Below are 25,306 nucleotides of genomic sequence, written 5' to 3'. Positions count from 1 at the left end.
ACACTCGCTTCTTGTACTACTTCTGTCTATGTAAATCTTTCAAAGAACTCTCTTTCGATGCTCTCGTTTTTGGGCGAAAGCGGATGCAAAGGTACTACTTTTTTCTGAACTACCAAACTTTTCGGCAGTTATTTTTCAAAAAAATCCGAAGTTTTTCAATTTAATTGACAAAACCTCGGACTTATACCTTTTATATATATAATAGAATTAGTTCCTTCTTCCAAAAAGTCGCAATAGATAGAGAAACAGATTGATGAAATCGAGGTAGAGTGTGAGGGCTCCCAGAACGGCATATTTCTGTGTAGACTCGCTGGCATCGGGAGCATTCATAAACATACGTTTGATCTTCTGTGTGTCGTAGGCAGTGAGTCCCACGAATATCAACACGCCAACATAGGTCATGATCATTTCGAGACCAGAGCTCTTAACAAAGATGTTGACTATTGTTGCGATGATAAGACCGATGAGGGCCATGATAAGATACTTACCTATTGATGACAGGTCTGACTTGGTGGTGTATCCCACCAGCGACATAGCACCAAAGGTGGCTGCACAGATCAGAAACGTTGAAGCGAGGCTGCCCATGGTGTAGACATAGAACAGCGACGAGAGTGTCACACCATTCAGGATGGCATATGCCACAAACATCAGTGTAGCCGTTGCCAGGGAAATCCTATTGATGGCAGCACTCAGTCCGATGACGAGTCCAATCTCAGCAAGGAACAGCACCCAAATGAGCTGATGATAAGTAAACAGGAAATTGCTGATGGTAGCATTGGTAGCCACCACAAAGGCAGAGAGTCCTGTGAGGACCAGCGCCATTGACATCCACATATAAGTCTTGCGCATCAAGACAGGAAAAGCCATTGAGACCTCCCACTGACGTCCCTGTGGAAAAGACTGGTAATTCATTTCTTCGTAATCCATAATCTTCATTTAATTTAAATTCGTGACAAAGATAGTCATTTTATTGGAATTACGGCAAAAAGAGTGCCAAAAAAAACTTAATTATCATCAAACGTACTCGCTCGACTCCATCTTCAGAGAATCGATCTTGAAGGAGTCGCCCTCTCTCACGACGCCAATAAGCAGCGTATAGCGATATTCCTGATACTCGCCAGACATATAGCTCGACACACACGTTACTCGATAAGTGTTCTCGTCAACGGCATCAACGATGCACTCCGTCAAAGAGCCGATATCCACATTACCCTCCTGATAGAACAGCCATGTAGCCATACATTTGTGCGACTGGCACTCGACATCATAACTGTCAATGAGATATTTCTCTGCTTTTTTGGTGATGTTGCTTCTTACGTAGTCGTCATCATAATAATTCTGATCTGCCTCTTCATAGAAGGTTCTCAGGAAAGACTTACAGGCCTCCATATACTGTGCCTTTTCAGCCTCCTTCTGTGCTTCCTTCGTCATTTCGTCAGCCTGCTGCGTTGTATCCTTGGCCGCCTGCTTAGCAGCGACAGTCTTCTGTCCACCACTACGCTGTCTTGGTCTTTCCTCACAACTCCAGTTGCCTATCAACAGCATGACAAGCACAAAAGCCGAAATGAAATAGTGTACACCGTTCAAGCTACATTTAGTACGATTAGTCATAATTCCAAAGATTTTTAACGTTCCACTACGGTCTTATATTTTCCGGCTGCAAAGGTACGAATAAAAATCGGAATACACACCATCTTTTCCTCTTTTTTTGAATGAGAGACAGAAGAACTAGTACTTTACAGTTCTGAGCTGAGGATATTGGAGAACTTGGTGGCACCTTGGTCGGTGAGGTGATCGGTATCAAAGAAATCGGAATCGGAGAAGCGAGTGTCGCAAGAATAATCAGCAACGATGGCACCGAAATGCTGCTGGCAACAGCTGAGGATACTATTGACGAAGTCCAGTTGCCATTTGTCAGCCTTCTGTGTATATGACTGTGTGACAGGCGTTTGAAGAACGACCAGAGAGACATGATGGCACTGACACCAGCTGGCTATGCGATAAAGGGCGATAACATTGCGAAGGGTGGATGTCCAATTGTGGAAGTTATGCGAGCGAACTCTCTCTGGCTCGAAGTCGACTGGGTTGCGCAGCTCAACCTTATCATCAATGCCCCACCCAAGACTGTCACACGAGATGCCCTTCCCGTGCCAATGTCTTGTAATCTTGGCCCAGAAACTGTTGATATAGGAAAGTTCAAGAGGATACGGGGCCCAAGAACCTAACGAGGCGAATGGGGTCAATGGGCTCTGATAATGCATATAAAGTTGATAGTAGGTCACACGTCCTGGCTCATCATCCTCCATCGGAAGGTCGAAGAGGTTGGAGTTGTCAGCCACGAGGATGACCTGTCTGAGATTGGGACAGCCCTTCGCATAGTACTTGAGCAGGAAAACGTCGTGCTCCAACCGCTGCGAGACATTAGAGAGATTAAAAGTACTGTCGGCAAAGGCCGAAGGTCGCAAATCGAAGAAAGCGTGCGAGTTGCCCAGTATCAGCGTCGACACCTTCTCACCATGAGTCTCAAGCCACTGGTCCTTGTATTGATAGGAACAAGGAATACTGCGCACATAGCCCTCGGCCAAAACCAAAATAAGCAGGACTGGCAGGAGGAAAGCGGCTGTTCGGACGAGAAACTTCTTCATATTATTAATAAGGTAAGAAGACAGAGCTAAAACTGGAAATAAATAAAGGTTTGTTCCTCACCTCGTGCGAAGACAATGAGAAGGATGAGCGCATAATAAGCAGTCCAGCGCACCCAGACGGGCAATGCATCGAGTTGTAGAGGATGATCCTTGCGCCGTTGCAGCCACTCGATGACCACGAGTAACAGGCACCACAACAAAGCCTGCTTACCATGAGCGATGGAGCCCTGATGAAGGGTAGAGAGCTGAGAGACGAGCGTCGAGAGATAATCGACTGCCTCTGTCATACTGGCAGAACGGAAGACGACCCATCCGACAGCTGCCAGCAGGAAGGTGAGGAGTATGGAGCGCAGACGTACCACTCGCCAAAGGAGCAGCAGACAAGCGTTGTAGAGTCCCCATACCACAAACGTCCAGTTGGCCCCATGCCATAATCCGCTGAGCAGAAAGACGATAAGGATATTGCGGATGGTTCGGAGTGTGCCCTCACGACTGCCCCCAAGCGGAATGTAGAGATAGTCGCGAAACCACGTCATGAGCGAGATATGCCATCGACGCCAGAACTCAGGCATCGTAGCTGAGAAATAAGGCAATCGGAAGTTCTCCATGAGTCGGATGCCAAACAAGCGGGCCGTACCAATGGCGATGTCAGAATAGCCAGAGAAGTCGCCATAAATCTGAAAGGTGAAGAGCAACATACCTGCCACCAGCGTCATTGCATCGGCTCCAGCATAATCAGCCCAGATGGTATTGACAGCCAATGCGCAGTTGTCGGCCACCACCATCTTCTTGAAGAATCCCCAAAGGATACGCCTGAGGCCTTCAACCGCCTCGTCATAGCGGAAGGTGCGAGGCGATGATATCTGAGGGAGGAGGTTTGTGGCACGCTCAATGGGACCAGCCACCAGCTGTGGGAAGAAGGCGATATAGGCGAAGAAGTCAACTATATGACGTGTTGGCGTTAAGGTGCCACGATAAACATCGATGGCATAACTCAGCGACTGAAAAGTATAAAAACTGATACCTACAGGCAGGATGAGATGGAGCGTTGGCACATCGAGAGCGACACCTAAGGGAGCAAGCATCGCCTGCAGGTTGTCAATGAAGAATCCATAGTACTTAAACACACCCAAGATTCCCAGATTGAGTAAGACGCAGGCCGTCAGCACCCAGCGCTTATGAATGGTCTTCGGCATAAGCAGTCCACTTGCAAAACTTGATGCCGAGGTGATGAGAATCAGGAAAAGGAAACGCCAGTCCCACCAGGCGTAGAACACATAACTGGCTGTGAGCAGGGCGATGTTCTGGCAGCGCAAATGGCGCTGCAGAGCCCAATAAAGCAAGAATACAAGGGGCAGGAAGACGAGGAACGCGACAGAGATGAAGGACATGATGTCAACGGAATTCGTTCATGAGTCGTACTATCTCCATAACCTCCTCGTCAGTCATAGCTTGATGACAAGGCAGACTGAGTTCCTGCGAATGAATACGCTCTGTAATAGGCAGCGGTGCGTGGTTCCAGTGGGCATAGCAACGCTGCTGATGGGGAGCTATAGGATAGTGAATCACAGTACCCACGCCCTTCTCGGTCAGGAACTGCTGCAAGTCATCACGTCGCTCAGTCAGAACGGGGAAGATGTGATAGACGCTCTCCGACCTCTCCGGCAATCGCACCAAGGGGTTGGAGATATGGTCGATGTAGTAATTGGCAATCTCCTGTCGACGGGCATTATCGGAATCAAGGTATTTCAGCTTGACACTAAGCACAGCGGCCTGAATCTCATCGATGCGAGAGTTGCGGCCCACATAATCAAATTCGTATTTCTTCGAAGAGCCATAGTTGGCGATGGAACGAACCGCAGCAGCCAGCTCATCATCGTTTGTAGTCACAGCGCCGGCATCGCCCAGTGCCCCCAAGTTCTTACCTGGGTAGAAGCTATGTCCAGACGCAGATCCCAACGAGCCTGTTTTAGCCTGAGTATCATAGAGACAGCCATGAGCCTGAGCGTTGTCCTCGATGAGTTTCAGATGATATTTCTCGCACAAAGCCCCAATCCTCTCCGTATAAGCACAGCGACCATAGAGATGGACAATCATGATAGCCTTGGTGCGAGGGGTGATAGCCTGCTCGATGAGCGAGTCATCAATCAGGAAGGTGTCGAGACAAGGCTCTACCAACACAGGCTTCAAGCGGTTCTCCGTAATGGCGAGAATAGAAGCGATGAACGTATTGGCAGGCACGATAACCTCGTCGCCATCGCAGAGCTGGCCCATCTCCATATATGCTCTGAGAATCAGCGTCAGAGCATCGAGTCCATTAGCCACGCCGATGCAATGTCTCGTGCCGATATAACGGGCATAATCGTTTTCGAACTGTTGGGTCACCTCCCCCTTGAGATACCAGCCGCCATCAATCACGCAGCTGACAGCCTCGTGAATCTCAGCGGCATGCATCGCCGTGATACGCTGAAGGGGGAGATAAGGTATCGTCATAGTGTCCATTCGTAGGTGTCGTAACAGATGGCTCGTCCTCCAAAGCCCTCCTTCTGTGCCACCAGTCCGTCGTTAAGTACAGAACCGTCGCCCTCGGTAGAGCGTCCGAAGTCCAGATACTGATAGTCCGGAAAGTCCTCATACATCGCCCTTTCGTAGATAGCGTCGACAGCACCCACCTGCTTACCAATAGGCGTCGATGAGCAATACTGGCCGTGCAACACCTGCGGTGACAGATAGAACGTGAGTCCTGCCACCACCTCACCATTATAATAGGAATTATACTGCACAATATGCTTGGGGAAGCGCGAATGCAGCAGCTCTATCTCCTCGACAGTATGCACAGGACGTACACCATGTCTGTCGACGAGGTTATTCTCAAGCACAGGCCAGAAAGCGCGGAAGTTATCCTCACGCTTCACCTCAACACCCAAGTCATGAGCCTTACGCAGACGGCGACGACGGTCTTTGCGCCAACGCAGATGCTGCTGCATGAAGATGACGGTGCCGATATCACGAGAGATAACCTTGGCATTGCAAATCCAGAACAATGGATAGAGATCCTCTTCAGCCGCATGCTGGTGATAAACCCAAGGCACAGGCTTATAAACCACCCTGCGGATGCCAGCAGCACGTAGCCAGTCGTTCATCTCACGAAACAGCTGTATGACGTCGGCTGCCGTCACGTCGATGTCCATCACCAGTCCGCCATAGGTCAGTCCCTGGTGCGAATAGAGCGTGTCGCCCACAATATTGGCAGGCAGGATAGAATGAAGATGGGAGCCCACATAGAACATCAGCGAATGATCCGTAAAACGGTCGGCATGATAGTCCATGTAGTTGCGATAGAACAGGAAGGTGGCGTTGCGGGCCTTGCTCACATAACGGTCCCAAGCCTGTTTGTCGGCTGGTGTGTATCTCCTTATTTCGAACATTTCACGTAGTCCAGGAATTCTTCGTATTCATAAATATAGTCATCCTCCTCATAATGCTCAGAGGCGAGCACCAGACAGACAGCTCCTGACGAGAAATCATCAAGTGTTCGCCATATGTTCGTATCGATGAGAAGTCCCTGCCAAGGGTGATTCAGCAGTACGGTCTTACGTTCATAGCCATTATCGAGGGTGACGTGGAACGAGCCACTGAGTGCGATGAGCAGTTGACGGAGGCGCTTATGGGCATGTCCTCCCCTACTCTCGCCAGCCGGCACGTCATATACCCAATAGGCCCGTTTGATGTCAAACGGCACCTCGCTACATCCCTCGGCCACCGTCAGGTTGCCTCTCGGATCAACGATTTTGGGCAGGTCGATGAGTTTAATCTCTAAGTTTGGCATAGGGATCGGTTCCTAATACGGTCTTTGCCAGACGCTTAGCCTTGTCTCGAAGTGCTTCCACATCATCGCCCACCTCGCCATAGCACAGCACGACACCCATGCGGCGACCCTTATGGGCCTCAGGTTTACCAAAGATGCGGATGCGAGTACGGTCTTCCTTCAGAGCCTCATCAAGGTTATAAGGCAACAGCGAACGGTCGACAGGTGTCGATGCCTCCACAGGTGACAGGATGACTGCCGAAGCGCCAGCATGCTCCAGATGGATGGCAGGAATAGGCAGTCCCATCACAGCACGGAAGTGGAGCTCAAACTCGCTGAGGTTCGTGGTATGACCCAGCGTCACCATACCTGTGTCGTGGGGACGTGGCGACAGCTCGCTGAAGATGACCTCGCCCTGCTTTGTGAGGAAGAACTCCACGCCCCAGATGCCAGCACCTGTCAGTGCCTTCGTCACCTTGTCGGCCATGAACTGAGCCTGCTTCAGGGCATCATCGCTAATCTTATAGGGCTGCCACGACTCACGATAGTCACCTGATTTCTGTACATGTCCGATAGGCGGACAGAACAGCGTAGGCCAGCCGTTCTTCTGGGTAACGGTAAGCAGGGTGAACTCTGAGTCGAAGTCGATGAACTCCTCGATGATCACCTCTTTTACATCGCCACGCGAACCTTCCATCGCCTCCTTGAAGGCCTGTTCCAGTTCATCATCGTTGTGCACATAGCTCTGACCATGACCACTCGACGACATCAGAGGCTTCACGACACAAGGGAAACCTATCTCGTCGGCAGCAGCCTTGAACTCCTCGAAGGTCTTGGCGTAGAAGTATTTCGCTGTACGCAGCCCCAGTTCCTTGGCAGCCAGATCGCGGATGGCACGACGATTCATGGTGAAGTTGACGGCACGAGCCGACGGCACCACTTGAATGCCCTGCTCCTCGAACTTAAACAGACGTTCCGTACGGATGGCCTCAATCTCAGGCACGATGATGTCGGGCTGATGCTTCTTGACCACAGCCTCGAGGGCATCGCCATCGAGCATCGAGAACACCTCACGTTCATCGGCAACCTGCATGGCAGGTGCGTTATCATAACGATCACAGGCAATGACATACTGACCTGCTCGCATAGCGGCAATCACGAACTCCTTACCAAGTTCTCCAGAGCCTAAAAGCAATATCTTCTTCATAATCTATGGGGTTGCCGTGACGGCAATATACATTAACGGTTTGCGTACATGTTATCGTAATACTTCTGATAGTCGCCAGAGGTGACGTTGTCGAGCCACTCCTGGTTGTCGAGATACCAACGAACAGTCTTTTCGATGCCCTCCTCAAACTGGAGTGAAGGCTCCCAACCCAGTTCACGCTGCAACTTAGAAGAGTCGATGGCATAGCGCAGGTCGTGACCAGCACGGTCGGTCACGAAGGTGATGAGGTCCATATCCTCGCCTTCCTTACGTCCCAGCAGACGGTCAACGGTCTTGATGACTACCTTGATGATGTCGATGTTCTTCCACTCGTTGAAGCCGCCTATATTATATGTGTCGGCAATCTTTCCCTTGTGGAAGATAATATCGATGGCACGTGCATGATCCTCTACAAACAGCCAGTCGCGCACATTCTCACCCTTGCCATAGACGGGTAGCGGTTTGCGATGACGGATATTATTAATAAAAAGAGGTATCAGCTTCTCAGGGAACTGATAGGGACCATAGTTATTTGAGCAGTTGGTCACCACCACAGGCATGCCATAGGTATCGTGGAAGGCACGAACGAAATGGTCGCTCGAAGCTTTCGAGGCCGAATAGGGTGAATGAGGATTATACTTCGTGGTCTCGAGGAAGAACTTATCGCCGTAGGCCAGATGATGCTCTGCAGACGAAGCCGTTGTGGTGAAAGGAGGCTTGATGCCCTCTGGATGTGTCAGCTCCAAAGCGCCATACACCTCATCGGTAGAGATGTGATAGAAGCGCTTGCCCTCATACTTCTCTGGCAGACTCTCCCAATAGAGCTTTGCAGCCTGCAGCAGACTCAAAGTGCCCATCACGTTGGTCTTGGCAAAGGTGAAGGGATCCTTGATAGAGCGGTCCACATGACTCTCGGCTGCCAGATGGATGATGCCATCGACCTTCTTGTCCTGCATCAGCTTATAGAAGGCTTCGAAATCGCAGATGTCCATCTTCACAAACTCATAGTTGGGCTTATCCTCAATGTCCTTGAGGTTGGCCAGATTACCTGCATAAGTCAACTTGTCGAGGTTGATGATATGATACTCAGGATACTTGTTCACGAACAGGCGCACCACATGGCTTCCAATAAAGCCTGCACCACCAGTAATGACGATTGTTTTCATACGTTCGGATATTATTGTTTATTTTTCTTGATTCTACGAAATATTCCCATAGCCAGCATCACGAGGAATGCCATGATGAAGGTGCGCGAGGCATCTTCCCACGTCTGGTCGAGACGGATGATATAAAATAATAACGTAACAACTGCCGCAACTATTGTGTCGAGCAGCAATTCCGATAACCATTCTTTCAGATACTCCATTTCCTTCTTGGGTCTTCTATCGTTATTATCTCCAGGTCTTTGAATGCGGCACCGTCGATGGTAAGACGCACCAGCGTGCGCTCCTTGTGCCATCCCTGCAAGCCTGCTGCTCCTGGATTGATATGCAGCAGATTGAGTGTAGGGTCGAATTTCACTTTCAGTATATGAGAATGTCCTGCCACGAAGAGCTGTGGCGGATTGGCATACAGCAACTTACGAACAGAGGGATCGTAATTGCCGGGATAGCCGCCAATATGCTTAATGAGCACATCGGCCTCCTCGCACTTAAAACGGTTCAACTCACGATACATCAGTCGCAAGTCACCTCCATCGCAATTGCCGCAGACAGCACGCAGCGGACGGAACTCAGCCAGTCGCTCAGCCACCTCCACACTACCGATGTCGCCTGCGTGCCATATCTCTTCGCAGGGTTCAAAGTAGTGCAGGTACTTATCGTCCCAATAGCTGTGGGTGTCGCTGATGATGCCGATTCTCTTCACAATTTGAGGTTTTATTGTTCAGGATTGAGATGAAGTTTCTTTCTGACGTACTCAGCAATAAGACGGGCCGTCTCGGCTGTGCCAATGGCGCTGGAGTCGATACAGAGGTCATAGCTGTCGGCCTGTCCCCAGTGTTTGCCAGTATAGTAATTATAATAGGAGGCACGTCGGCTCTCCACATGATGGATGCGCTTGATAGCTTCCTCAAGCGTCACCTCCTTCTCTTTCATAAAGAGTTGGGCACGCGTCTCGATATTGGCTGTGATAAAGACGTTGACCACATTGGGGAAATCGCGCAGCACATAGTCAGCACAACGGCCTACAAAGACGCAAGAGCTCTCTTGGGCCGCCTTGATAATGGCATCGCTCTGAAACTTGAAGAGCCCTTCCTGCGAGAAATTGTTCTGATAGAAATTGCTATTCCCCGGGTTGATGTAAGGCAGATGGAAGAAAGAACGAAGGAAGCCTTTCCGTTCGTCGCTCTGCTTGAAGAACTCTTCTGAAAAGCCACTCTCCTTGGCTGCGAGGTTCAGCAACTCACGATCATAGTATTTTGCTTGGAACTCGTCAGCAAGCAGCTTTCCTATTTCCAATCCGCCAGCACAGACCTGCCGACCAATGTTAATGATTATCTTTTTGTCCATAAGACTTGAATTTTCTAATATGCCACAACAGTATGGGGATAGTCATTGAAAACGAGCCGAAGTCGCTGGCTGGCATGGAGTACCACACACCCTCCAGCCCCCAGAACGACGGGAATATATACGCCATGGGGAGCAACAGGAACAGCTGTCTGGACAGCGACAGGAAGATGCTGATCTTCACCTTGCCGATGCATTGGAAGAAGTTGGTGATGATTGCCTGCGAGCCCACCACGAAGAACACCATCATGTCGATCTTGATACCTTGGGCAGCCATTTCGAGCAGCACGGGGTCGGTAGTGAAGATACGGGCCATCTGACGTGGGAACAGCATGGACAGAGCCCAGGCCATCAGCAGGAACGTGGTGGCGATAGAGATAGCCAACCACACGCATCGCATCATTCGGTCGTACTTCTGGGCACCATAGTTATAACCCACGATGGGCTGCATGCCCTGGGTAACACCCATGACAAACATAAAGAACACCATGACCATCGAGTTGGCTATGGAATAGGCTCCAACGGCCATATCGCCTCCATAACGGACGAATTGGTTGTTCATGAAAATCACAATGACACACGAGGTGGTCTGCATCAGGAATGGCGAGACGCCAATGGACACGATATTGCGCACCAACTCGCCCTTCAGTCGGAAGATGCCCTTTTTTAGGTGAAGCAGCTCACGTTTGTCGCAGAATATCCACATCTGCCAGATGAGTGCCAGCGTCTGCGACACGACAGTTGCCAATGCGGCACCTCGGATTCCCCAGCGGAACCACCAAACAAAGGCCATCACCAATATGACGTTACAACCCACGGTGAAAAGCGTTGCATACATCGCATGACGGGGTTTGCCAGCGGCTCGCAGCACCGCATTCATACCGAAATACATGTGGGTAACCATATTACCCAACAGGATGATCTGCATGAATTCGCGAGCATAGGGCAAGGTAGCCTCAGATGCGCCAAAGAATATCAGGATGGGATCGAGGAACAAGAGGCAGATGAGCATAAAGAGGAAACCCACGATAATATTGAGCGTCACCGTATTACCCAGCAGATGTTGTGCCGTTTCGTAGTCTCGCTGTCCCAGTTTCACACTGATACAGGTCGAGGAGCCCACACCCACAGCAGCACCAAAGGCTGCACTCAGATTCATAAAAGGAAATGTGATGCCCAAGCCTGCAATAGCCTCGGGTCCTACCACCTGTCCAATAACAGAGCGGTCGATAATGTTATAGAGCGAACTGGCCACCATAGCCACCATAGCAGGCAACGCATACTGCCAAAGGAGTTGCCCCACAGGTTTCTGTCCCAGTTCGAGTGCTTTCTGTTTGTTGTCCATAATTCAAATTGCAAAGGTAAGGTATTTTTCCGACACTGCCAAATTTTAAAGCCATCAAAGTTTGGCTCTTTCAATATTTATTTGTACTTTTGCGGTCGTAAATGCTATCCGTACTGATGAACCGGACTCTGATTCTACTGACATTGCTCCTATTGAGCCTCACTACGAATGCCGCCAAGACGAAGTTTCCTGACAGCAAATTCTATATTTACCGCTATGTCCTGCACGACAAAGCAGCTACCACCTATTCTCTTGACGCCCCCCTTCGATTCCTTTCAAGAAAGAGCCTGGAGCGCAGACAGCGTCAAGGCATCTCCGTCGACTCTACCGACCTGCCAGTATGCCAGGTCTACATCAAACAGTTTGAGTCGAGAGGTGCAAAAGTGCTGGGCACCAGCCGATGGCAAAACACCGTTCTCGTTCAGTCAGCCGACTCCGCATTCCTGAACAGTCTGGGAACGATGGGTATTGTGAAAGAGGCAGTCTGTGTCTTTGCAACCCCCGATTCGTTAGATATGCCTGGCGATGTGAGATGGAATGTGCATGAGGACTTCAACAGATGGGACTCCGTTAAGAACGACCCCTACGGCATGGCCCGCAACCAGATTGAGATGCTTGGCGGCACGCAGTTGCACGAGGCAGGCTTTACAGGACATAGCATCACCATTGCTGTGGTGGACGGTGGCTTTCAGAACTATGACCGCATTCCGGCTTTTAAGAAAACCCATATTAAAGGTACGCGAAACTTTGTACCAGCCAGCATCGACGGCATGCTGCCTGATGACGTTAGAGAACCGTTCCATTTCATAGACCACGGCACAAAAGTACTGTCAGCGCTGGCCGCTAACGCCCCCGAGGTGCATATCGGCACAGCTCCCGATGCCGACTACTGGCTGTTGCGCAGCGAGGTGAACCACCTGGAGCAGCCCATCGAGGAAGACCTTTGGGCTATGGCTGTTGAGACTGCCGACTCCTTAGGTGCTGACGTCATCAATTCGTCGTTGGGCTACTATGCCTTCGACGAGGGACGAGGCAGCTATCGCCTGCAAGACCTCAACGGACAGACAGCCTTTATCTCACGCTCAGCCTCGATGCTGGCCGATAAAGGCATTGTGCTGTGTAACTCTGCAGGCAATTCAGGTATGGGACAATGGAAGAAAATCGGCGTGCCTGCCGATGCCAACAACATCATCACCGTAGGCGCCATCGACAAAGCGAAACGACTGGCCACATTCTCCAGCATCGGCCCCTCGCAGGATGGTCGCGTCAAACCTGACGTGATGGCACAAGGTGCATCAGCAGCACTTATCTCAGGAAGAGGCACCCTGGTCCACGATATGGGCACATCGTTCTCAACACCCATTGTTTGCGGTCTGGTGGCTTGTCTTTGGCAGGCTCTTCCCAACAAATCGGCGAAAGAGATTATACAATTGGTGCGCGAAAGTGCCAATCAGTATCAAGAACCCACAAATATCTTTGGTTATGGCATTCCTGACTTCTGGAAAGCCTACACCTCACAAACAAAGCCCTGACACGACCCATGACCACAACGACCTATAGTCTCTACGAGCTCAACTCCTTGGTGCGTCAAACCATCGAGCAGACTATGAGCGATGAGTATTGGGTAGAGGCAGAATTGTCAGAATGCAGGACAAACAGAGGTCATTGCTACATGGAACTGGTTCAGAAAGACGAACACAGTAACACGCCCATAGCTCGAGCCCAAGCCAGATGTTGGCAGAACACATGGAGCATGCTGGAGCCTTATTTTGAGCAAGCCACAGGACAGAAGCTCCATACTGGTCTAAAGATTAGACTAAAAGTCTATCCGCAGTTTCATGAGGCATACGGTTTCTCATGGATAGTTACCGACATAGACCCAACCTTCACGCTGGGCGATATGGCTCGAAGACGCCAAGAGATTATCAGACAGTTAAAGGAAGAAGGCGTCTTCGACCTGCAGAAAAGTCTTGACATATCGCCCTTCTGCCTCAACATTGCCGTCATATCGAGTCAGACTGCTGCTGGCTACGGCGACTTTGTTAACCAGCTGGCAGATTCACCATATCATTTCAGCACAAGACTCTTTCCTGCGACGATGCAGGGTGAACAGATAGAGCAGAGCATCATCAACGCCCTGAATAAAATCTATGAGGCCCACGAGTCCAATGAGAACCACGCTCCGCTCTTCGACTGCGTAGTCATCATCAGAGGCGGAGGCGCCACAGCCGACCTTTCTGGTTTCGACACATTGGCATTGGCAGAAAATGTGGCCCAGTTCCCTCTACCTATTATTACAGGTATAGGACACGACAGAGACGAGTCAGTACTCGACATGGTAAGTTACACAAGGGTGAAGACGCCTACCGCCGCGGCCCAGTTCCTGATTGAGAACCTCGACGCTACCATGCAGCGCATAGACACCTGTCAGGATCGTATCATGCTGTATGCAACCAGTAAAATGGAGACCGAACAGCTGCGACTGATGCGATTTGCAGAGCGCATCCCCTCCTTGTTTTCCTTGGTCAAAGTCAAGCAAGATGCCCTGCTCGACACACTTTCAGCCCGTTTGGCGCCTGTTGTCAATCTCACCATCGAGAAACAGCGCCATCAGCTTCAACTATTGGAGCAGCGGGCCAAGGCCTTAGACCCTACCCTACTCCTGAAACGCGGCTATAGCATAACGCTTTGTCAAGGAAAGATACTGCGCCAAGCAGACAATGTAAAACCTGGAACAGAAATAGAAACCCGCCTCGAACAAGGCACAATCATATCGATAGTAAAATGACTTACGAAGAATCACTCAAGCAACTGGAGGACATTGTCCGAAAGATGGAAGCCGGCGAGTTCAGTATTGACGAGTTGGCAGAAAAGCTGACACTTGCACAGCAACTTATCAGTCAATGCAGGGAGAAACTGAATAAAACTGATAGTGAAATCAAGAAAATATTAGAAAAATGTTAGAAAAACTTGTGAGATAACAGAAAATTGATTAACTTTGCCGAAAATTATCAAACAAAAAAGAGACATGAAAGAATTAGACTGGAAAAATCTTTCGTTCGGATATAGACCGACAGACTACAACGTAAGATGTTATTATCGCGACGGAAAATGGGGCGAGATTGAAGTTTGTTCCGATGAGTTTTTGAAACTTCATATGGCTGCCACCTGCCTGCACTACGGACAGGAAGCCTTTGAAGGCCTGAAAGCTTATCGTTGCAAGGACGGCAAAGTTCGTACCTTCCGTGTAAAGGACAATGCCGAGCGTCTGCAGTCAACCTGTCGTGGCATCATGATGCCCGAAGTTCCTACAGAACTCTTTACCGAGATGGTTAACAAGGTGATTCGCCTGAACCAGGAGTGGATTCCCACTTATGAGAGTGGTGCCACCCTCTATGTGCGTCCTCTGCTCATCGGCACCAGCGCCCAGGTGGGCGTTCATCCTGCCAAGGAATATCTCTTCCTGATCTTCGTCACTCCAGTAGGCCCCTATTTCAAGGGCGGTTTTGCATCGAACCCCTATGTCATCGTTCGTGACTACGACCGTTCTGCTCCCTTGGGCACAGGTAAATATAAGGTAGGTGGCAACTACGCTGCTTCGCTCTTCGCCAACAATCTGGCTCACGAGAAGGGCTATGCCTGCGAGTTCTATCTCGACGCCAAGGAGAAGAAATACATGGACGAGTGTGGTGCTGCCAACTTCTTTGGCATCAAGAATAACACCTACATTACTCCAAAGTCTACGTCAATCCTGCCTTCTATCACCAACAAGAGCCTGATGCAGGTTGCTGAAGACCTGGGCATGAAGGTGGAGCGTCGCCAGATTCCTGAGGAAGAGCTCGAGACCTTCGAAGAGGCTGGAGCCTGCGGAACGGCTGCCGTCATCTCACCTATTTCATATATAGACGACCTCGACACAGGCAAGCGTTACTCGTTTGGCGATAAGCCAGGTCCTATCTCCAAGAAGCTCTACGACACCCTGCGTGGCATTCAGTACGGCGAGATTGAGGACAAGCACGGATGGACATCTGTGGTGATTGAATAAAAAGTGCTTAGCAAAGACGTGAGAAAGCGAAGAATCGTCATTGGTCTGTTGGCAGTCGCTGTCGTTTTGGGGCTCCTTTATTGGTTCAACCCCTCTGACACCGCCCTTGCGCCCAAGTGTATATTCCATTCCATAACAGGGCTGAACTGTCCAGGATGCGGTATACAACGCTTTCTTCATGCCTTTATGCATGGTCACTTCCTTGAAGCCATTCACTACAACTATATGCTCATCATTCTCATCCCCTACCTCATTCTGTTTGGTATAGAGAAATTCCTGCTGACAGGTGAGAAACAGAAACGCTGGAAGAGTGTGATTGAGGGTCGGGTGATGGCTATTGCAATGATAATATTAGCACCGAGTTGGTTTGTAATAAGAAACATTTTACATATCTAATTCACATTATTAACCCTTTAAAATTGTACAATTATGACTAAAGAACAAATTGATCAGCTGATTGACATGAACTGTGACAAAATCTCTCCAGAGTATGTCCCCGCTATCCGTGAGCGTTTGGCCGATGCAGACGAAGGTATTGCTCAGGCAGCTTTCGCTAGCTGCAAGGGCGAAATCCTGATGATGGTAATGGCTGGCTTCTTCGGATGCTATGGCGTTGACCGTTTCATGCTGGGCGAAGTTGGTCTGGGCGTTGCTAAGCTTCTGACCTGCGGTGGTTGCGGCATCTGGGCTATGATTGATAGCTTCACAGCTCCTGCTCGTACCAGAAAGTATAACTCTGAGAAGATTCTTTCTCAACTTTAATCACCTATCCAGGAGCACACTAACTGTGCTCCTGGTTTATTCCTTAGAAAAATATGGAGCTCAAAGAAGCCGAACAAATACTTTTCATGTATTCATCGAAATTAACTCCTGAATACATCCCCACTATTAAAGAAAGACTGCAGGAGTTGGATCGCACGTCTGCCATTGTGGCATTCAGTGACCTGAAAGACCCCACAACAGCTTTAGTAATCACCATCTGTGAATTTTTCATTGGTATTCACGGTATTAGCCGTTTCTACATTGGAGACATCGGTATCGGAGTTGCCAAATTCCTCACCTGTGGTGGTTGCCTCATTTGGTGGTTGATAGACCTGTTCCTCATTTCTGACGCCACTCGTAAACGTAACACAGAGAAAGTTCTTCAGATTCTGGGGTAACACCAAGATATTTCATTTTTCTCCGAACCGCTAAGCGATTCGGAGTTTTTTATTAATGAAAGGAATTTTTCTTGTTTTTCGATGTAAATTAGTGGAAATGTTTGGAAGTATCAGATAAAATTCGTACTTTTGCATACCATAGGAGTAATGTATATAGAATGAGCAAAGGAAAACTGGCCAAGTTTGCCGACATGGAGACTTACGAGAACGTCTTTCAGTACCCCTTTTCGGTAGTGAGCGACGTGCCCTTCACCATGCGTGGCCATTGGCATGAGGAATACTTCAAGAACGACAATCCCATTGTACTGGAATTAGGATGCGGCAAGGGTGAATACACCATAGGGCTGGCCAAGCGCTACCCACAGATGAACTTCATTGGTGTCGACATCAAAGGAGCCCGCATGTGGACTGGTGCCACGCAGGCCTTGCAGGACGGATTGAAGAATGTGGCTTTCCTTCGCACCAACATTGAGATTATCGATCGTTTCTTTGCTCCTGGCGAGGTGCAAGAACTGTGGCTCACCTTCAGCGACCCACAGATGAAGAACCCCCGCAAGCGGTTGTCGAGCACCTACTTCTTGGAACGCTATCGTCGTTTTCTGACAGACAACGGTATCATTCATGTGAAGACGGACTCGAACTTCCTGTTCACCTACACTTGTTATATGGTTGACCACAACCACCTGCCTGTGCAACTGAGGACCACAGATTTATACTCGGAGGTTACTACGAACTCGGAATATGCCGAGGCAGCCAGCATCCAGACCTACTATGAGCAGATGTGGCTGGCTCGTGGGTTGAACATCAAGTATTTGAAGTTTCTCCTACCCCATGAAGGTGCGCTGGAGGAGCCTGACGTAGAGATTGAGCTGGACGACTATCGCAGCTACCACCGCACCAAGCGCAGCTCGCTGGAAACAGCGAAGTGAGTTGAAAGTTGAGAGTTGAAAGTTGAAAGTTGAGAACGAGATATGAAGCAAGTAAATAGAACAATGGGATGGGACAAGGCAATGATTCTTTTTTGCCTTCTCGCCTTCTTACCCTTTACATCTGCCGCCCAGCAGATGACCGTCACCGTAGAGTCTGAGGGAGAGTTGGGAAACCAGTTGCCCGACAGCATCAGATTCACCATGACTGATTTAAAAATCTGCGGTCCCATCAATACCAGCGACATCAAAGTCATACAACAGATCACCAGTCGACAGAAAGCCAAGAAGTCGAATGAGCAGATACTTACTTCTATAGACTTGTCGGAAGCTAAGATAGCGGAAGGAAAAGGTCTTATGCGCAACGACGCCAACGTTTTGCCAGCAGCTATGTTCCTGAACTGCAAGGCGTTGGAGCGTGTCGTCCTGCCTAACGAACTGGCTGGCATAAGCCGCAGTTGCTTCAGCGGCTGCGTCAGCCTGAAGGAAGTTGTGATTCCCGAGGTCACAGAAGTTATTGGCGACTATGCCTTCAACAACTGCGTCAGTCTGCAAACACTCGAACTGCCTGAGCATCTGAAGACAATTGAGAACCACGCCTTCGACGGATGCGTCAGCCTGAGCGAGTTGGAGATGCCAGAAGGTCTGAGCCTGATTGATGCCTATGCCTTCAACAACTGTAAGGCTCTGGAGAAGGTCGAGATGAACGAGACGGCCCTCACCCGCATCAGTAACAATACCTTCACAGGTTGTCAGGCGCTTAGGGAGATTGTTCTTCCTGAAGGCGTCACGAATATTGGCAGCGAGGCCTTCTTCAACTGCACCTCATTAGAGAACATCACAATGCCAGAGAACATCTCTGAGATTAGCAATAGTGCTTTCGAGAACTGTTCGTCCCTAAGCAGTATCGAGATGAAGACCGCCAATCGTATTGGCAGCGATGCCTTTAAGGGTTGCAGCAGTCTAAGCACCGTCGATATTGAAAGCGTCAGCCGTATTGGCAATTCTGCCTTCCAGGATTGTAGTGGTCTGACCACCGTGACGCTGAATGGCAGCCTTCAGGCTATCGGCACTGAGACCTTCTCAGGATGTATCGGGCTGACATCTGTCAATCTGCCTAACAATGTGAAAGCTATTGGTGCACGTGCATTCTACGATTGTCGTTCTCTGACAGACATCGACCTGCCCGAATCGCTCAACCGCATCTACGACCACGCCTTCGAGAACTGCTCCAGTCTGAAGACACTCCATATTCCTAGCATGACCAAGCAGTTGGGGAGCGACACCTTCGAGAACTGCATCTCGCTGGACAGCGTGTTTATTCAGGGCTTTGTAGAGAAGTTGGAAGACGACGTGTTCCGCTACTGCCGCTCGCTGCGTGTTGTCATACTGCCTGTTTCCGTCAGGAGTATAGGCGACAACACCTTTCAGGAGTGTTCATCGCTGTCAGAAATCAAACTGCCTATAGCCGTACGCAGCATTGGTGATAATGCCTTCGAGAAATGTCTATCGCTGAAAGACATCATCGTGCCTGCTGCCTGCACCTCTATTGGTAATGCAGCCTTCCGTGAGTGTAGTGGACTGGCGCGACTGGAGTTGCCTGCTGCCATGAAGAAGATAGGTAGCAACGCCTTTGCCAAGTGTGCCTCGCTACTCGACATCAATGCAGGCTCACCCGTTCCTCCAACCATCACTGCCAGCACCTTCAAGGGAGTGGTCACCAATGCTTGTCGCCTCACGGTGCCTCGTGGTGCCAAAGACAACTATCGAAAAGACAAGTCATGGAAGAAGTTTTCACAAGTATATGAGTAGAACTGACATATCAGGATAATTATCGAAGAACAACATATAATGACACTATATCCAAAACTTATTATGGATGCGCTGGCAACGGTAACGTATGCCGGCACAAAAAAGAATCTGGTTGAAAGTGAAATGGTAGCCGACACGCCCAGCATCAATGGGCAGAAGGTAAAAGTCGTACTATTATTCCCACGCGATACCGACCCTTTCCTGAAGTCGACGGTTAAAGCCGCCGAGGCTGCCATCAAATACCACTGTGGCCAAGACGTGGAGGTAACCATCGAAACAGAGTTTAAGTCCAAGCCCCGTCCAGAAGTTGAAAAGTTTCTACCAGACGTCAAGAACATCATTGCCGTGAGTAGCGGCAAGGGTGGCGTAGGCAAATCTACCGTTGCTGCCAACCTGGCCATCGCGCTAGCTCGTTTAGGTTATAAGGTAGGTCTGCTCGATACTGATATCTTCGGCCCCTCTGTGCCCAAAATGTTTCACGTAGAGGATGCCCGTCCTTACGCCATCAACGTAGATGGCCGCGACCTCATCGAGCCCGTAGAGCAATATGGTGTCAAGCTGCTCAGCATCGGCTTCTTTGTATCACCCACCACAGCCACGCTCTGGCGAGGCGGTATGGCTACCAGCGCCCTGAAACAGCTCATCGCCGATGCCGACTGGGGCGAGTTGGACTATTTTATTCTTGACACGCCTCCTGGCACCAGCGATATCCACCTGACGCTACTCCAAACGCTGAGTATCACAGGTGCCGTCATCGTATCGACACCACAGCAGGTGGCTCTGGCCGATGCCCGCAAAGGCATAGACATGTATCGCAACGAGAAGGTCAACGTGCCCATTTTGGGACTGATTGAGAATATGGCGTGGTTCACACCTGCCGAACTGCCAGAGAACAAATATTACATCTTTGGCAAAGAAGGCTGCAAGCAGCTGGCACAAGAGATGAACGTGCCTCTGCTGGCACAGATTCCGCTGGTGCAGAGCATCTGCGAGAGCGGCGACGACGGCGAGCCTGCCGCCACGAAGATTGACACGATGACAGGTCAGGCCTTTATCAATCTGGCTCAGGCTGTAGTAACGGTGGTAAACCGTCGCAACAAGGAACAACCCAAGACAAAGAGGGTTGGGATTTGAGAGTTGAAAGTTGAGAGTTGAAAGCGAAACGTTATTTGCGCTTCGCTATAATGTAAATAATGACGGGTGCTCCCATCACAGGCGTGACAGCATTCAGGGGAATAACCCCCGATTCGCCTGGCAGGAAGCAGATGACATTGCACAATAGGGCAATGACGGCTCCAGCGAGGATGGTACCAGGCATCAGGATACGATGGTCAGCCTGACGAAACAGCAGATGAGCGATGTGGGGCACAGCCAATCCAATAAACATGATAGGGCCGCAATAGGCCGTAGTGACTGCGGTGAGTAGACCAGTAATGATGATGAGCCAGTTGCGCACCCTACGAGTGTTGACTCCCAGGTTCTCAGCATACATCTCGCCCAGCAACAGGGCATTAAGCGGTTTTACCAATAATAAAGCGCCTATAAGTCCTACCACACAAAGCGCAGCAAACAAGGGAATCTGATTCATGGGAACACCACCAAACGATCCCATTCCCCAAACCATATACGACTTCACGCCTTCATCAGTCGCAAAGAAATTAAGCAGCGACACCACACCATTGGCGATATAGCCAATCATGATGCCCACGATGAGCAGCATCACATTGTTGCGCACCATCGTGCTGAACAGGAAGATGAGTCCCATCACAGCCATTGCACCCACAAAGGCTGCTGCGAGAACAGCCACGAAACCAGAGATGCTGACAGAGCCGATAGATAGCGAGCCACCTAAAGCCAGCATGACAAGTGCCACACCAACACCAGCACCACTGTTGATACCAAAGATGCTGGGACCAGCCAAAGGATTCTTGAATGCCGTCTGCAGCATCAGTCCGCTGACAGCCAGCGAACCTCCGCAAAGCATTGCCGTAAGCGCCTGCGGCAGTCGGCTCTCCATGATGATAAACTGCCAAGAAGGTCGTGCTGCCTCATGGCCCATCACGATGCTGATGACATCACGAAGCGGTATGGATACCGATCCTACCGCCAGGTTAACTGCCAACAGCACAACGACCAGCAACACCAACAAGCAATTTATGACAACACCTCGCCTCATAATCCTTCTCTTTTCTCCTTTCACTTTTCACCTTTCACCCTTCACCCTTCACCTTTTTATAGTATCTCAACGCAGGCAGACCTGTCATCTCTGGATGCAGAATCTGCAGGAAGTCGGTCAGCAAGCGTTCTGGGTGGAAAGGCGTCTCCTCGTAAAACAGCGACTGCTCCACATTACAGCCATAGACCTCTTGTTGGCGGAATGCCTTTAAATGACTATAGCCGTGATACTCTGACAGCAATTCGTCGTATTGCAGGTCGTGGTCGCTATTGTAGCGCAGTATCCACACATCAGCCTCACCGCCCTTCTCCAATACTGCCTCGAAAGGCAATGCCAGCGAGCCGCTCTGCTCGTCAGTAGCCCAGGGATAGTTGGCGCCAGCATCCTGCAACATCTGTCCAATGGTGCTACGTCCGCCAGGCATATACCACACAGAGCCCGTCACCTTGTCCACAATGACGGAACGTCCTTCGCCTGCCTTCTCGGCCTGCTGCTTCAGGGCCGTATAACTGCTGTCGACCTGCTGAAATAGAATGTCAGCTTTCTCACCTACACCAAAGAGCAAGCCATAGAAGCGCATCCACTCGGCACGTGCCAGTGGCGACGTCTCCATATATTCCGCACACTCAATCAGGGGGATGCCTATCTCCTCCGTTTTTCCGTAGCCACCGCTGTTTTCGAATGGCGACAGCATAATCACCTCCGGCTTCACGTCCATGATGATTTCCACCACAGGGTTCAAGCCATTGCCACAGTCAACGATACGTCCTGCCTCAATCTGCTGTTGGATATAAGGCACCTTGATATACTTCGCATCAGCAACTCCCACAATCTTACTGCCCAGACCAAGTTCCGTCAGCAAGGCACAATGAACAGTGGTGAAGACGGCTGCCCGCTCTATGGGCGTCCGAATAACAGTTCCGTCAGAGAAAGTCTTTTCTCCTTCCTCTTTCCACTTTCCACTTTCCTCCTTCCTTGGCACCAAGTAATAACGATGCAGCAGCTTGCCCGGCTTCCACGGGTTGCTGATATCAGCCACCGTATAACCATCATATTCTACGATGGTTAGCAGCGACGAATAACGGAAGGCCACCGTATGTCCGTCCTCCCGCTGCGGTTTGTTCTGTACGCCACAGGAAGCCAACCATACGGTGGCCGAAAGAATGAATAGTATGCTAAGACACTTACTCTTCAATGTCATCAATACACATGTAAGCAGGTGTGGTCACACCATGTTCGTTCTTTTTAGTACCATCAAACGAGAAGCTCAGCGACTTGATTTGTCCCATCGAGCTCAGGTCAACAAACTGCCAGTCCTTCACATAGTCACCATTCTGAGCCAGCATAATCTCAACAGAAACCGTTGTAGAGTCAGCCTTCATACCAGTAACGATACACTTGAACCAGTCGTCCTTTGTGAAACCACCAGGCACGGTAGACATGCCGTCACCATTTTCAATAGCATGGGCTGTATAGCTGCTGTTGGTATACCAGAATCCCTTCAGCTGTGCACCCTTTGCTTTGGAGCTCTTGGCACCTAAATGGATGGTCTCGCCATAAGGCATCACAACACAGAAGTTCTTTCCAGAGTGAGCCTTGCCAGTAACGTTGTTAAACTGGTCAGGCATGCCTGTTGGCGTGAAGTCACCAGGAGTGAAGCCTTTCTCCGTACGGTTTGAGATGGCATAACCACTCCAATAGTAACCGCCAAACGTGGTGTTGAGTTTGACATACGACTCTTGATACTCGCAGGGATACACCATGCTGCCCCAACTCTCGTAGCCGTTCTCGTTTTCCTCACCAGCCCAGAAGCCCAGGTCGTTGAGTTTCTGATACTCAAATGATACGGTGCGGATAGGTACTGTTGACTCATGAGCGGATTCTCCTGCAATAAAACCACGCTGAGGAATAGTGAAGGCGCAGAATAATTGAGTTCCCGTACGCATGTTCAGTGTTGTGCTATTGCCTTTTTCAGCAAGAAACAACGCCTGCTGATTTAAATCACCAATATTCTTACCATTGGCATCCTTATACTGGAATGACACATTAATCACGTTAGGATGCTTTATAGTTTTTCCAATAGCATCAACATCCTTGGCCTTAAATTCCAGGGCAACCATTATTGGGGCTGGCAGCATATAGTCTTTAATAGTCTTTGTCCATACGTTATTAATCACATTGCCCGAGGAGAGTTCTTCAATAACAGAATCACCCTTTGCATCGGTGTAAGTAATGGTTCCTTCACAATACTTCGCCAGCTCCTCACCCAGAGGGAGTGCAAGGGTTACGTCTGCCTTGGCTGCGTTTACAGTTTGAGAGCTTCCACTCTCATCATCATCACCACAAGCAGTAAACACCATTGGAGAGGCTATAATTGCGATAGCCATCATCCACTTAAACAAGCCTTTTGTCATTTTGTTTGTAAGTTAATAATATTTTATAACTGCTAAAAAAACTTCATGATTGGTTATTTCTGTTCCAACACGATTCTGTCAACGCACATATAGGCAGGCGTATTCAGACCCCATTCGCCCTTACGTGAGCCGTCGAATGAGAAGGTCATCTTCTTGACGTTTTCAGCATTCACACGAACAGATTTCCAATAATCAAAAATCTTATCTTTTCCCTCCACATCTTTCTTTGCCAGTTCAACCTCTGTAACAGAGATGGTGTCACCATTCTCGCCTAAGCAGGTGATATAAGCGCTGAACCAGTCTTCTTTTTTAAAGGGTTCGGTTTCAAATTTATCACCCTTCGTCATTGAGCTGTAAGCATAAGCAGCATTGGCACAATGCATACCGACCACCTTCGTTGGCTTGTCAAACGTGATGCACTCTACATCTGGATTGTAAGAACCCTGAACCACCAAGAACTTGTTACCATAGATAGTACCACCATAAACAGAATTGTACTGATCAGGATTCAAGTTCTCATAGGTTTTCTCGGTACGGCCAGAGATAGCGAAACCAGACCAATAAGTACCAAAAGAAGGATCGTAGCCCTGTGTAGCAGTAACGGTAACACCAGACTCTTCATATGTATAGACGCCAGCAGAATCGCCAATCCAGAAGTTCTGGCTATTAAGCGTAGCGTTTTCGAAATCAATATAATAACGAGAGTTCAAAGGACTAAACTTATAGCTAGCAAACGTAGGCTTATCTTCTTCATCCAAAGTACCAACTTTCAAATAGATATTAAGCGTTCCGCCAGCGAGGTCAACTTTATCCTTCAACTCTGTATAGAGCGCATCACAGGCAATGCGAACCTTTATGGTGTCGCTATACTCTCCCTTGAAGGCAGTAGAAATGCCATCATAGTTGTATCCAAGCACTGAAGCCATCGTTGTATAGAAAGAGGCCACTATCATAGAGACTCCCTTATTGTATGTTTCCCTATCAGAAACATTGGAAGTTGAAGTACCCTGCCTCATAGTAAAATAGATGGCATCTTCGTCATCTTCAGTCTGAGTACCTGAACCAGAACTGGATTTACCACTCTCATCATCATCACCACAAGCAGTGAACACCATTGGAGAGGCTACGATTACGAAAGCCATCATCCACTTAAACAAATTTTTTGTCATTGTAATAATTAGAGTATAAGTTAATGTTAATTTGATAACTGAATGCAAAGGTATCAAAATAATTTGAATAACATCATTATTTTCCAAATAAA

General features: G+C 49.3%; 27 protein-coding genes. 10 read left to right on the top strand and 17 right to left on the bottom strand.

The window, feature by feature from the left end:
- Positions 1-207: 207 nt before the first annotated feature.
- The 13 genes from Q0R57_RS09025 to Q0R57_RS08965 form a co-directional block, all read right to left on the bottom strand.
- Positions 208-927, bottom strand: a complete 720-nt coding sequence (locus Q0R57_RS09025; protein WP_294746308.1) for a Bax inhibitor-1/YccA family protein — start codon at positions 925-927, stop codon at positions 208-210.
- An 87-nt stretch (positions 928-1,014) separates the two neighbouring features.
- Positions 1,015-1,611: a hypothetical protein gene (locus tag Q0R57_RS09020; protein ID WP_294746306.1), complete on the bottom strand. Its 597-nt coding sequence runs from the start codon at positions 1,609-1,611 to the stop codon at positions 1,015-1,017.
- 125 nt (positions 1,612-1,736) lie between these two features.
- Positions 1,737-2,645 carry a hypothetical protein gene (locus Q0R57_RS09015; RefSeq protein WP_294746303.1) on the bottom strand — a complete coding sequence of 303 codons (909 nt, stop codon included), beginning with the start codon at positions 2,643-2,645 and terminating at the stop codon, positions 1,737-1,739.
- A 26-nt stretch (positions 2,646-2,671) separates the two neighbouring features.
- On the bottom strand, positions 2,672-4,036 hold the full coding sequence (locus Q0R57_RS09010; RefSeq protein ID WP_294746300.1) for an MBOAT family O-acyltransferase: 1,365 nt from the start codon (positions 4,034-4,036) through the stop codon (positions 2,672-2,674).
- Positions 4,037-4,040: 4 nt separating this feature from the next.
- Entirely contained in the window at positions 4,041-5,147 is a 1,107-nt protein-coding gene (locus tag Q0R57_RS09005; RefSeq protein WP_294746297.1) for a DegT/DnrJ/EryC1/StrS family aminotransferase, read from the bottom strand.
- Entirely contained in the window at positions 5,135-6,073 is a 939-nt protein-coding gene (locus Q0R57_RS09000; RefSeq protein WP_294746294.1) for a GNAT family N-acetyltransferase, read from the bottom strand. Before Q0R57_RS09000 ends, Q0R57_RS09005 begins: the two co-directional genes overlap by 13 nt.
- Entirely contained in the window at positions 6,061-6,474 is a 414-nt protein-coding gene (locus Q0R57_RS08995) for an FdtA/QdtA family cupin domain-containing protein (RefSeq protein ID WP_294746291.1), read from the bottom strand. The genes Q0R57_RS09000 and Q0R57_RS08995 overlap by 13 nt, the downstream gene beginning before the upstream one ends.
- Positions 6,455-7,660 carry a formate-dependent phosphoribosylglycinamide formyltransferase gene (gene purT, locus Q0R57_RS08990; RefSeq protein WP_294746287.1) on the bottom strand — a complete coding sequence of 402 codons (1,206 nt, stop codon included), beginning with the start codon at positions 7,658-7,660 and terminating at the stop codon, positions 6,455-6,457. Before purT ends, Q0R57_RS08995 begins: the two co-directional genes overlap by 20 nt.
- A gap of 32 nt (positions 7,661-7,692) precedes the next feature.
- Positions 7,693-8,826, bottom strand: a complete 1,134-nt coding sequence (locus Q0R57_RS08985) for a dTDP-glucose 4,6-dehydratase (protein ID WP_294746284.1) — start codon at positions 8,824-8,826, stop codon at positions 7,693-7,695.
- Between the two features lie 11 nt (positions 8,827-8,837).
- Positions 8,838-9,026 (bottom strand): hypothetical protein, encoded by a 189-nt coding sequence (locus Q0R57_RS08980; RefSeq protein ID WP_294746281.1) that lies wholly within the window; start codon positions 9,024-9,026, stop codon positions 8,838-8,840.
- Positions 9,014-9,526 (bottom strand): metallophosphoesterase family protein, encoded by a 513-nt coding sequence (locus Q0R57_RS08975; RefSeq protein WP_294746278.1) that lies wholly within the window; start codon positions 9,524-9,526, stop codon positions 9,014-9,016. Before Q0R57_RS08975 ends, Q0R57_RS08980 begins: the two co-directional genes overlap by 13 nt.
- A gap of 11 nt (positions 9,527-9,537) precedes the next feature.
- Positions 9,538-10,170 carry a cytidylate kinase-like family protein gene (locus tag Q0R57_RS08970; protein ID WP_294746276.1) on the bottom strand — a complete coding sequence of 211 codons (633 nt, stop codon included), beginning with the start codon at positions 10,168-10,170 and terminating at the stop codon, positions 9,538-9,540.
- Positions 10,148-11,512, bottom strand: coding sequence for an MATE family efflux transporter (locus Q0R57_RS08965; RefSeq protein ID WP_294746271.1), 1,365 nt, complete (start codon positions 11,510-11,512; stop codon positions 10,148-10,150). The genes Q0R57_RS08970 and Q0R57_RS08965 overlap by 23 nt, the downstream gene beginning before the upstream one ends.
- A 116-nt stretch (positions 11,513-11,628) precedes the next feature.
- Between Q0R57_RS08965 and Q0R57_RS08960 the strand changes: the two genes are divergently transcribed.
- The 10 genes from Q0R57_RS08960 to Q0R57_RS08915 all read left to right on the top strand — a co-directional run bounded on the left by Q0R57_RS08960 (position 11,629) and on the right by Q0R57_RS08915 (position 20,589).
- Positions 11,629-13,044: a S8 family serine peptidase gene (locus tag Q0R57_RS08960; protein WP_294746268.1), complete on the top strand. Its 1,416-nt coding sequence runs from the start codon at positions 11,629-11,631 to the stop codon at positions 13,042-13,044.
- An 8-nt stretch (positions 13,045-13,052) separates the two neighbouring features.
- Positions 13,053-14,300 (top strand): exodeoxyribonuclease VII large subunit, encoded by a 1,248-nt coding sequence (xseA, locus tag Q0R57_RS08955; protein WP_294746266.1) that lies wholly within the window; start codon positions 13,053-13,055, stop codon positions 14,298-14,300.
- Complete coding sequence (gene xseB / locus Q0R57_RS08950; RefSeq protein ID WP_294746263.1) at positions 14,297-14,476, top strand: exodeoxyribonuclease VII small subunit; 180 nt, start codon at positions 14,297-14,299, stop codon at positions 14,474-14,476. The genes xseA and xseB overlap by 4 nt, the downstream gene beginning before the upstream one ends.
- Before the next feature lie 46 nt (positions 14,477-14,522).
- Positions 14,523-15,557: a branched-chain amino acid aminotransferase gene (locus Q0R57_RS08945; RefSeq protein WP_294746318.1), complete on the top strand. Its 1,035-nt coding sequence runs from the start codon at positions 14,523-14,525 to the stop codon at positions 15,555-15,557.
- Between the two features lie 18 nt (positions 15,558-15,575).
- Entirely contained in the window at positions 15,576-15,953 is a 378-nt protein-coding gene (locus Q0R57_RS08940) for a DUF2752 domain-containing protein (RefSeq protein ID WP_294746258.1), read from the top strand.
- A 33-nt stretch (positions 15,954-15,986) separates the two neighbouring features.
- On the top strand, positions 15,987-16,319 hold the full coding sequence (locus tag Q0R57_RS08935; protein ID WP_294746255.1) for a TM2 domain-containing protein: 333 nt from the start codon (positions 15,987-15,989) through the stop codon (positions 16,317-16,319).
- Positions 16,320-16,372: 53 nt separating this feature from the next.
- On the top strand, positions 16,373-16,717 hold the full coding sequence (locus tag Q0R57_RS08930; RefSeq protein WP_294746253.1) for a TM2 domain-containing protein: 345 nt from the start codon (positions 16,373-16,375) through the stop codon (positions 16,715-16,717).
- A gap of 158 nt (positions 16,718-16,875) precedes the next feature.
- Positions 16,876-17,646 (top strand): tRNA (guanosine(46)-N7)-methyltransferase TrmB, encoded by a 771-nt coding sequence (gene trmB, locus Q0R57_RS08925; RefSeq protein ID WP_294746250.1) that lies wholly within the window; start codon positions 16,876-16,878, stop codon positions 17,644-17,646.
- Positions 17,647-17,688: 42 nt separating this feature from the next.
- Complete coding sequence (locus Q0R57_RS08920; protein WP_294746248.1) at positions 17,689-19,455, top strand: leucine-rich repeat domain-containing protein; 1,767 nt, start codon at positions 17,689-17,691, stop codon at positions 19,453-19,455.
- A gap of 39 nt (positions 19,456-19,494) precedes the next feature.
- Positions 19,495-20,589, top strand: coding sequence for an Mrp/NBP35 family ATP-binding protein (locus tag Q0R57_RS08915; protein ID WP_294746245.1), 1,095 nt, complete (start codon positions 19,495-19,497; stop codon positions 20,587-20,589).
- Positions 20,590-20,620: 31 nt separating this feature from the next.
- On the opposite strand, the gene Q0R57_RS08910 is transcribed toward Q0R57_RS08915, so the two are convergent.
- From Q0R57_RS08910 to Q0R57_RS08895, 4 genes are read right to left on the bottom strand one after another with little or no spacing between them, the layout of a single operon-like run.
- Positions 20,621-21,631 carry an iron ABC transporter permease gene (locus tag Q0R57_RS08910; RefSeq protein ID WP_294746242.1) on the bottom strand — a complete coding sequence of 337 codons (1,011 nt, stop codon included), beginning with the start codon at positions 21,629-21,631 and terminating at the stop codon, positions 20,621-20,623.
- A 34-nt stretch (positions 21,632-21,665) separates the two neighbouring features.
- The gene (locus Q0R57_RS08905) at positions 21,666-22,832 is read right to left on the bottom strand and encodes an ABC transporter substrate-binding protein (RefSeq protein ID WP_294746239.1); all 1,167 of its coding nucleotides are present in this window, start codon (positions 22,830-22,832) and stop codon (positions 21,666-21,668) included.
- The gene (locus Q0R57_RS08900; RefSeq protein WP_294746236.1) at positions 22,816-24,045 is read right to left on the bottom strand and encodes a DUF4465 domain-containing protein; all 1,230 of its coding nucleotides are present in this window, start codon (positions 24,043-24,045) and stop codon (positions 22,816-22,818) included. Before Q0R57_RS08900 ends, Q0R57_RS08905 begins: the two co-directional genes overlap by 17 nt.
- Positions 24,046-24,098: 53 nt before the next feature.
- On the bottom strand, positions 24,099-25,214 hold the full coding sequence (locus Q0R57_RS08895) for a DUF4465 domain-containing protein (RefSeq protein ID WP_294746232.1): 1,116 nt from the start codon (positions 25,212-25,214) through the stop codon (positions 24,099-24,101).
- Positions 25,215-25,306 lie beyond the last annotated feature (92 nt).

Origin of the sequence: uncultured Prevotella sp. (genome assembly GCF_946407605.1) — a bacterium.
Lineage (GTDB): Bacteria > Bacteroidota > Bacteroidia > Bacteroidales > Bacteroidaceae > Prevotella.
This window is presented reverse-complemented; position numbering and strand designations above follow the sequence as displayed.

Excerpts from the sequence above, each read along its gene's own strand:
- Q0R57_RS08935 (WP_294746255.1), top strand. The coding sequence starts at position 15,987 with ATGACTAAAGAACAAATTGATCAGCTGATTGACATGAACTGTGACAAA.
- Q0R57_RS09015 (WP_294746303.1), bottom strand. The coding sequence starts at position 2,645 with ATGAAGAAGTTTCTCGTCCGAACAGCCGCTTTCCTCCTGCCAGTCCTG.
- Q0R57_RS08910 (WP_294746242.1), bottom strand. The coding sequence starts at position 21,631 with ATGAGGCGAGGTGTTGTCATAAATTGCTTGTTGGTGTTGCTGGTCGTT.
- Q0R57_RS08920 (WP_294746248.1), top strand. The coding sequence starts at position 17,689 with ATGAAGCAAGTAAATAGAACAATGGGATGGGACAAGGCAATGATTCTT.
- Q0R57_RS09010 (WP_294746300.1), bottom strand. The coding sequence starts at position 4,036 with ATGTCCTTCATCTCTGTCGCGTTCCTCGTCTTCCTGCCCCTTGTATTC.
- Q0R57_RS08965 (WP_294746271.1), bottom strand. The coding sequence starts at position 11,512 with ATGGACAACAAACAGAAAGCACTCGAACTGGGACAGAAACCTGTGGGG.
- Q0R57_RS09025 (WP_294746308.1), bottom strand. The coding sequence starts at position 927 with ATGGATTACGAAGAAATGAATTACCAGTCTTTTCCACAGGGACGTCAG.
- Q0R57_RS08900 (WP_294746236.1), bottom strand. The coding sequence starts at position 24,045 with ATGACAAAAGGCTTGTTTAAGTGGATGATGGCTATCGCAATTATAGCC.
- Q0R57_RS09020 (WP_294746306.1), bottom strand. The coding sequence starts at position 1,611 with ATGACTAATCGTACTAAATGTAGCTTGAACGGTGTACACTATTTCATT.
- Q0R57_RS08960 (WP_294746268.1), top strand. The coding sequence starts at position 11,629 with ATGAACCGGACTCTGATTCTACTGACATTGCTCCTATTGAGCCTCACT.
- Q0R57_RS08905 (WP_294746239.1), bottom strand. The coding sequence starts at position 22,832 with ATGACATTGAAGAGTAAGTGTCTTAGCATACTATTCATTCTTTCGGCC.
- Q0R57_RS09005 (WP_294746297.1), bottom strand. The coding sequence starts at position 5,147 with ATGGACACTATGACGATACCTTATCTCCCCCTTCAGCGTATCACGGCG.
- xseB (WP_294746263.1), top strand. The coding sequence starts at position 14,297 with ATGACTTACGAAGAATCACTCAAGCAACTGGAGGACATTGTCCGAAAG.
- trmB (WP_294746250.1), top strand. The coding sequence starts at position 16,876 with ATGAGCAAAGGAAAACTGGCCAAGTTTGCCGACATGGAGACTTACGAG.
- Q0R57_RS08985 (WP_294746284.1), bottom strand. The coding sequence starts at position 8,826 with ATGAAAACAATCGTCATTACTGGTGGTGCAGGCTTTATTGGAAGCCAT.
- Q0R57_RS08895 (WP_294746232.1), bottom strand. The coding sequence starts at position 25,214 with ATGACAAAAAATTTGTTTAAGTGGATGATGGCTTTCGTAATCGTAGCC.
- purT (WP_294746287.1), bottom strand. The coding sequence starts at position 7,660 with ATGAAGAAGATATTGCTTTTAGGCTCTGGAGAACTTGGTAAGGAGTTC.
- Q0R57_RS08995 (WP_294746291.1), bottom strand. The coding sequence starts at position 6,474 with ATGCCAAACTTAGAGATTAAACTCATCGACCTGCCCAAAATCGTTGAT.
- Q0R57_RS08930 (WP_294746253.1), top strand. The coding sequence starts at position 16,373 with ATGGAGCTCAAAGAAGCCGAACAAATACTTTTCATGTATTCATCGAAA.
- Q0R57_RS08970 (WP_294746276.1), bottom strand. The coding sequence starts at position 10,170 with ATGGACAAAAAGATAATCATTAACATTGGTCGGCAGGTCTGTGCTGGC.
- Q0R57_RS08915 (WP_294746245.1), top strand. The coding sequence starts at position 19,495 with ATGACACTATATCCAAAACTTATTATGGATGCGCTGGCAACGGTAACG.
- Q0R57_RS08980 (WP_294746281.1), bottom strand. The coding sequence starts at position 9,026 with ATGGAGTATCTGAAAGAATGGTTATCGGAATTGCTGCTCGACACAATA.
- Q0R57_RS09000 (WP_294746294.1), bottom strand. The coding sequence starts at position 6,073 with ATGTTCGAAATAAGGAGATACACACCAGCCGACAAACAGGCTTGGGAC.
- xseA (WP_294746266.1), top strand. The coding sequence starts at position 13,053 with ATGACCACAACGACCTATAGTCTCTACGAGCTCAACTCCTTGGTGCGT.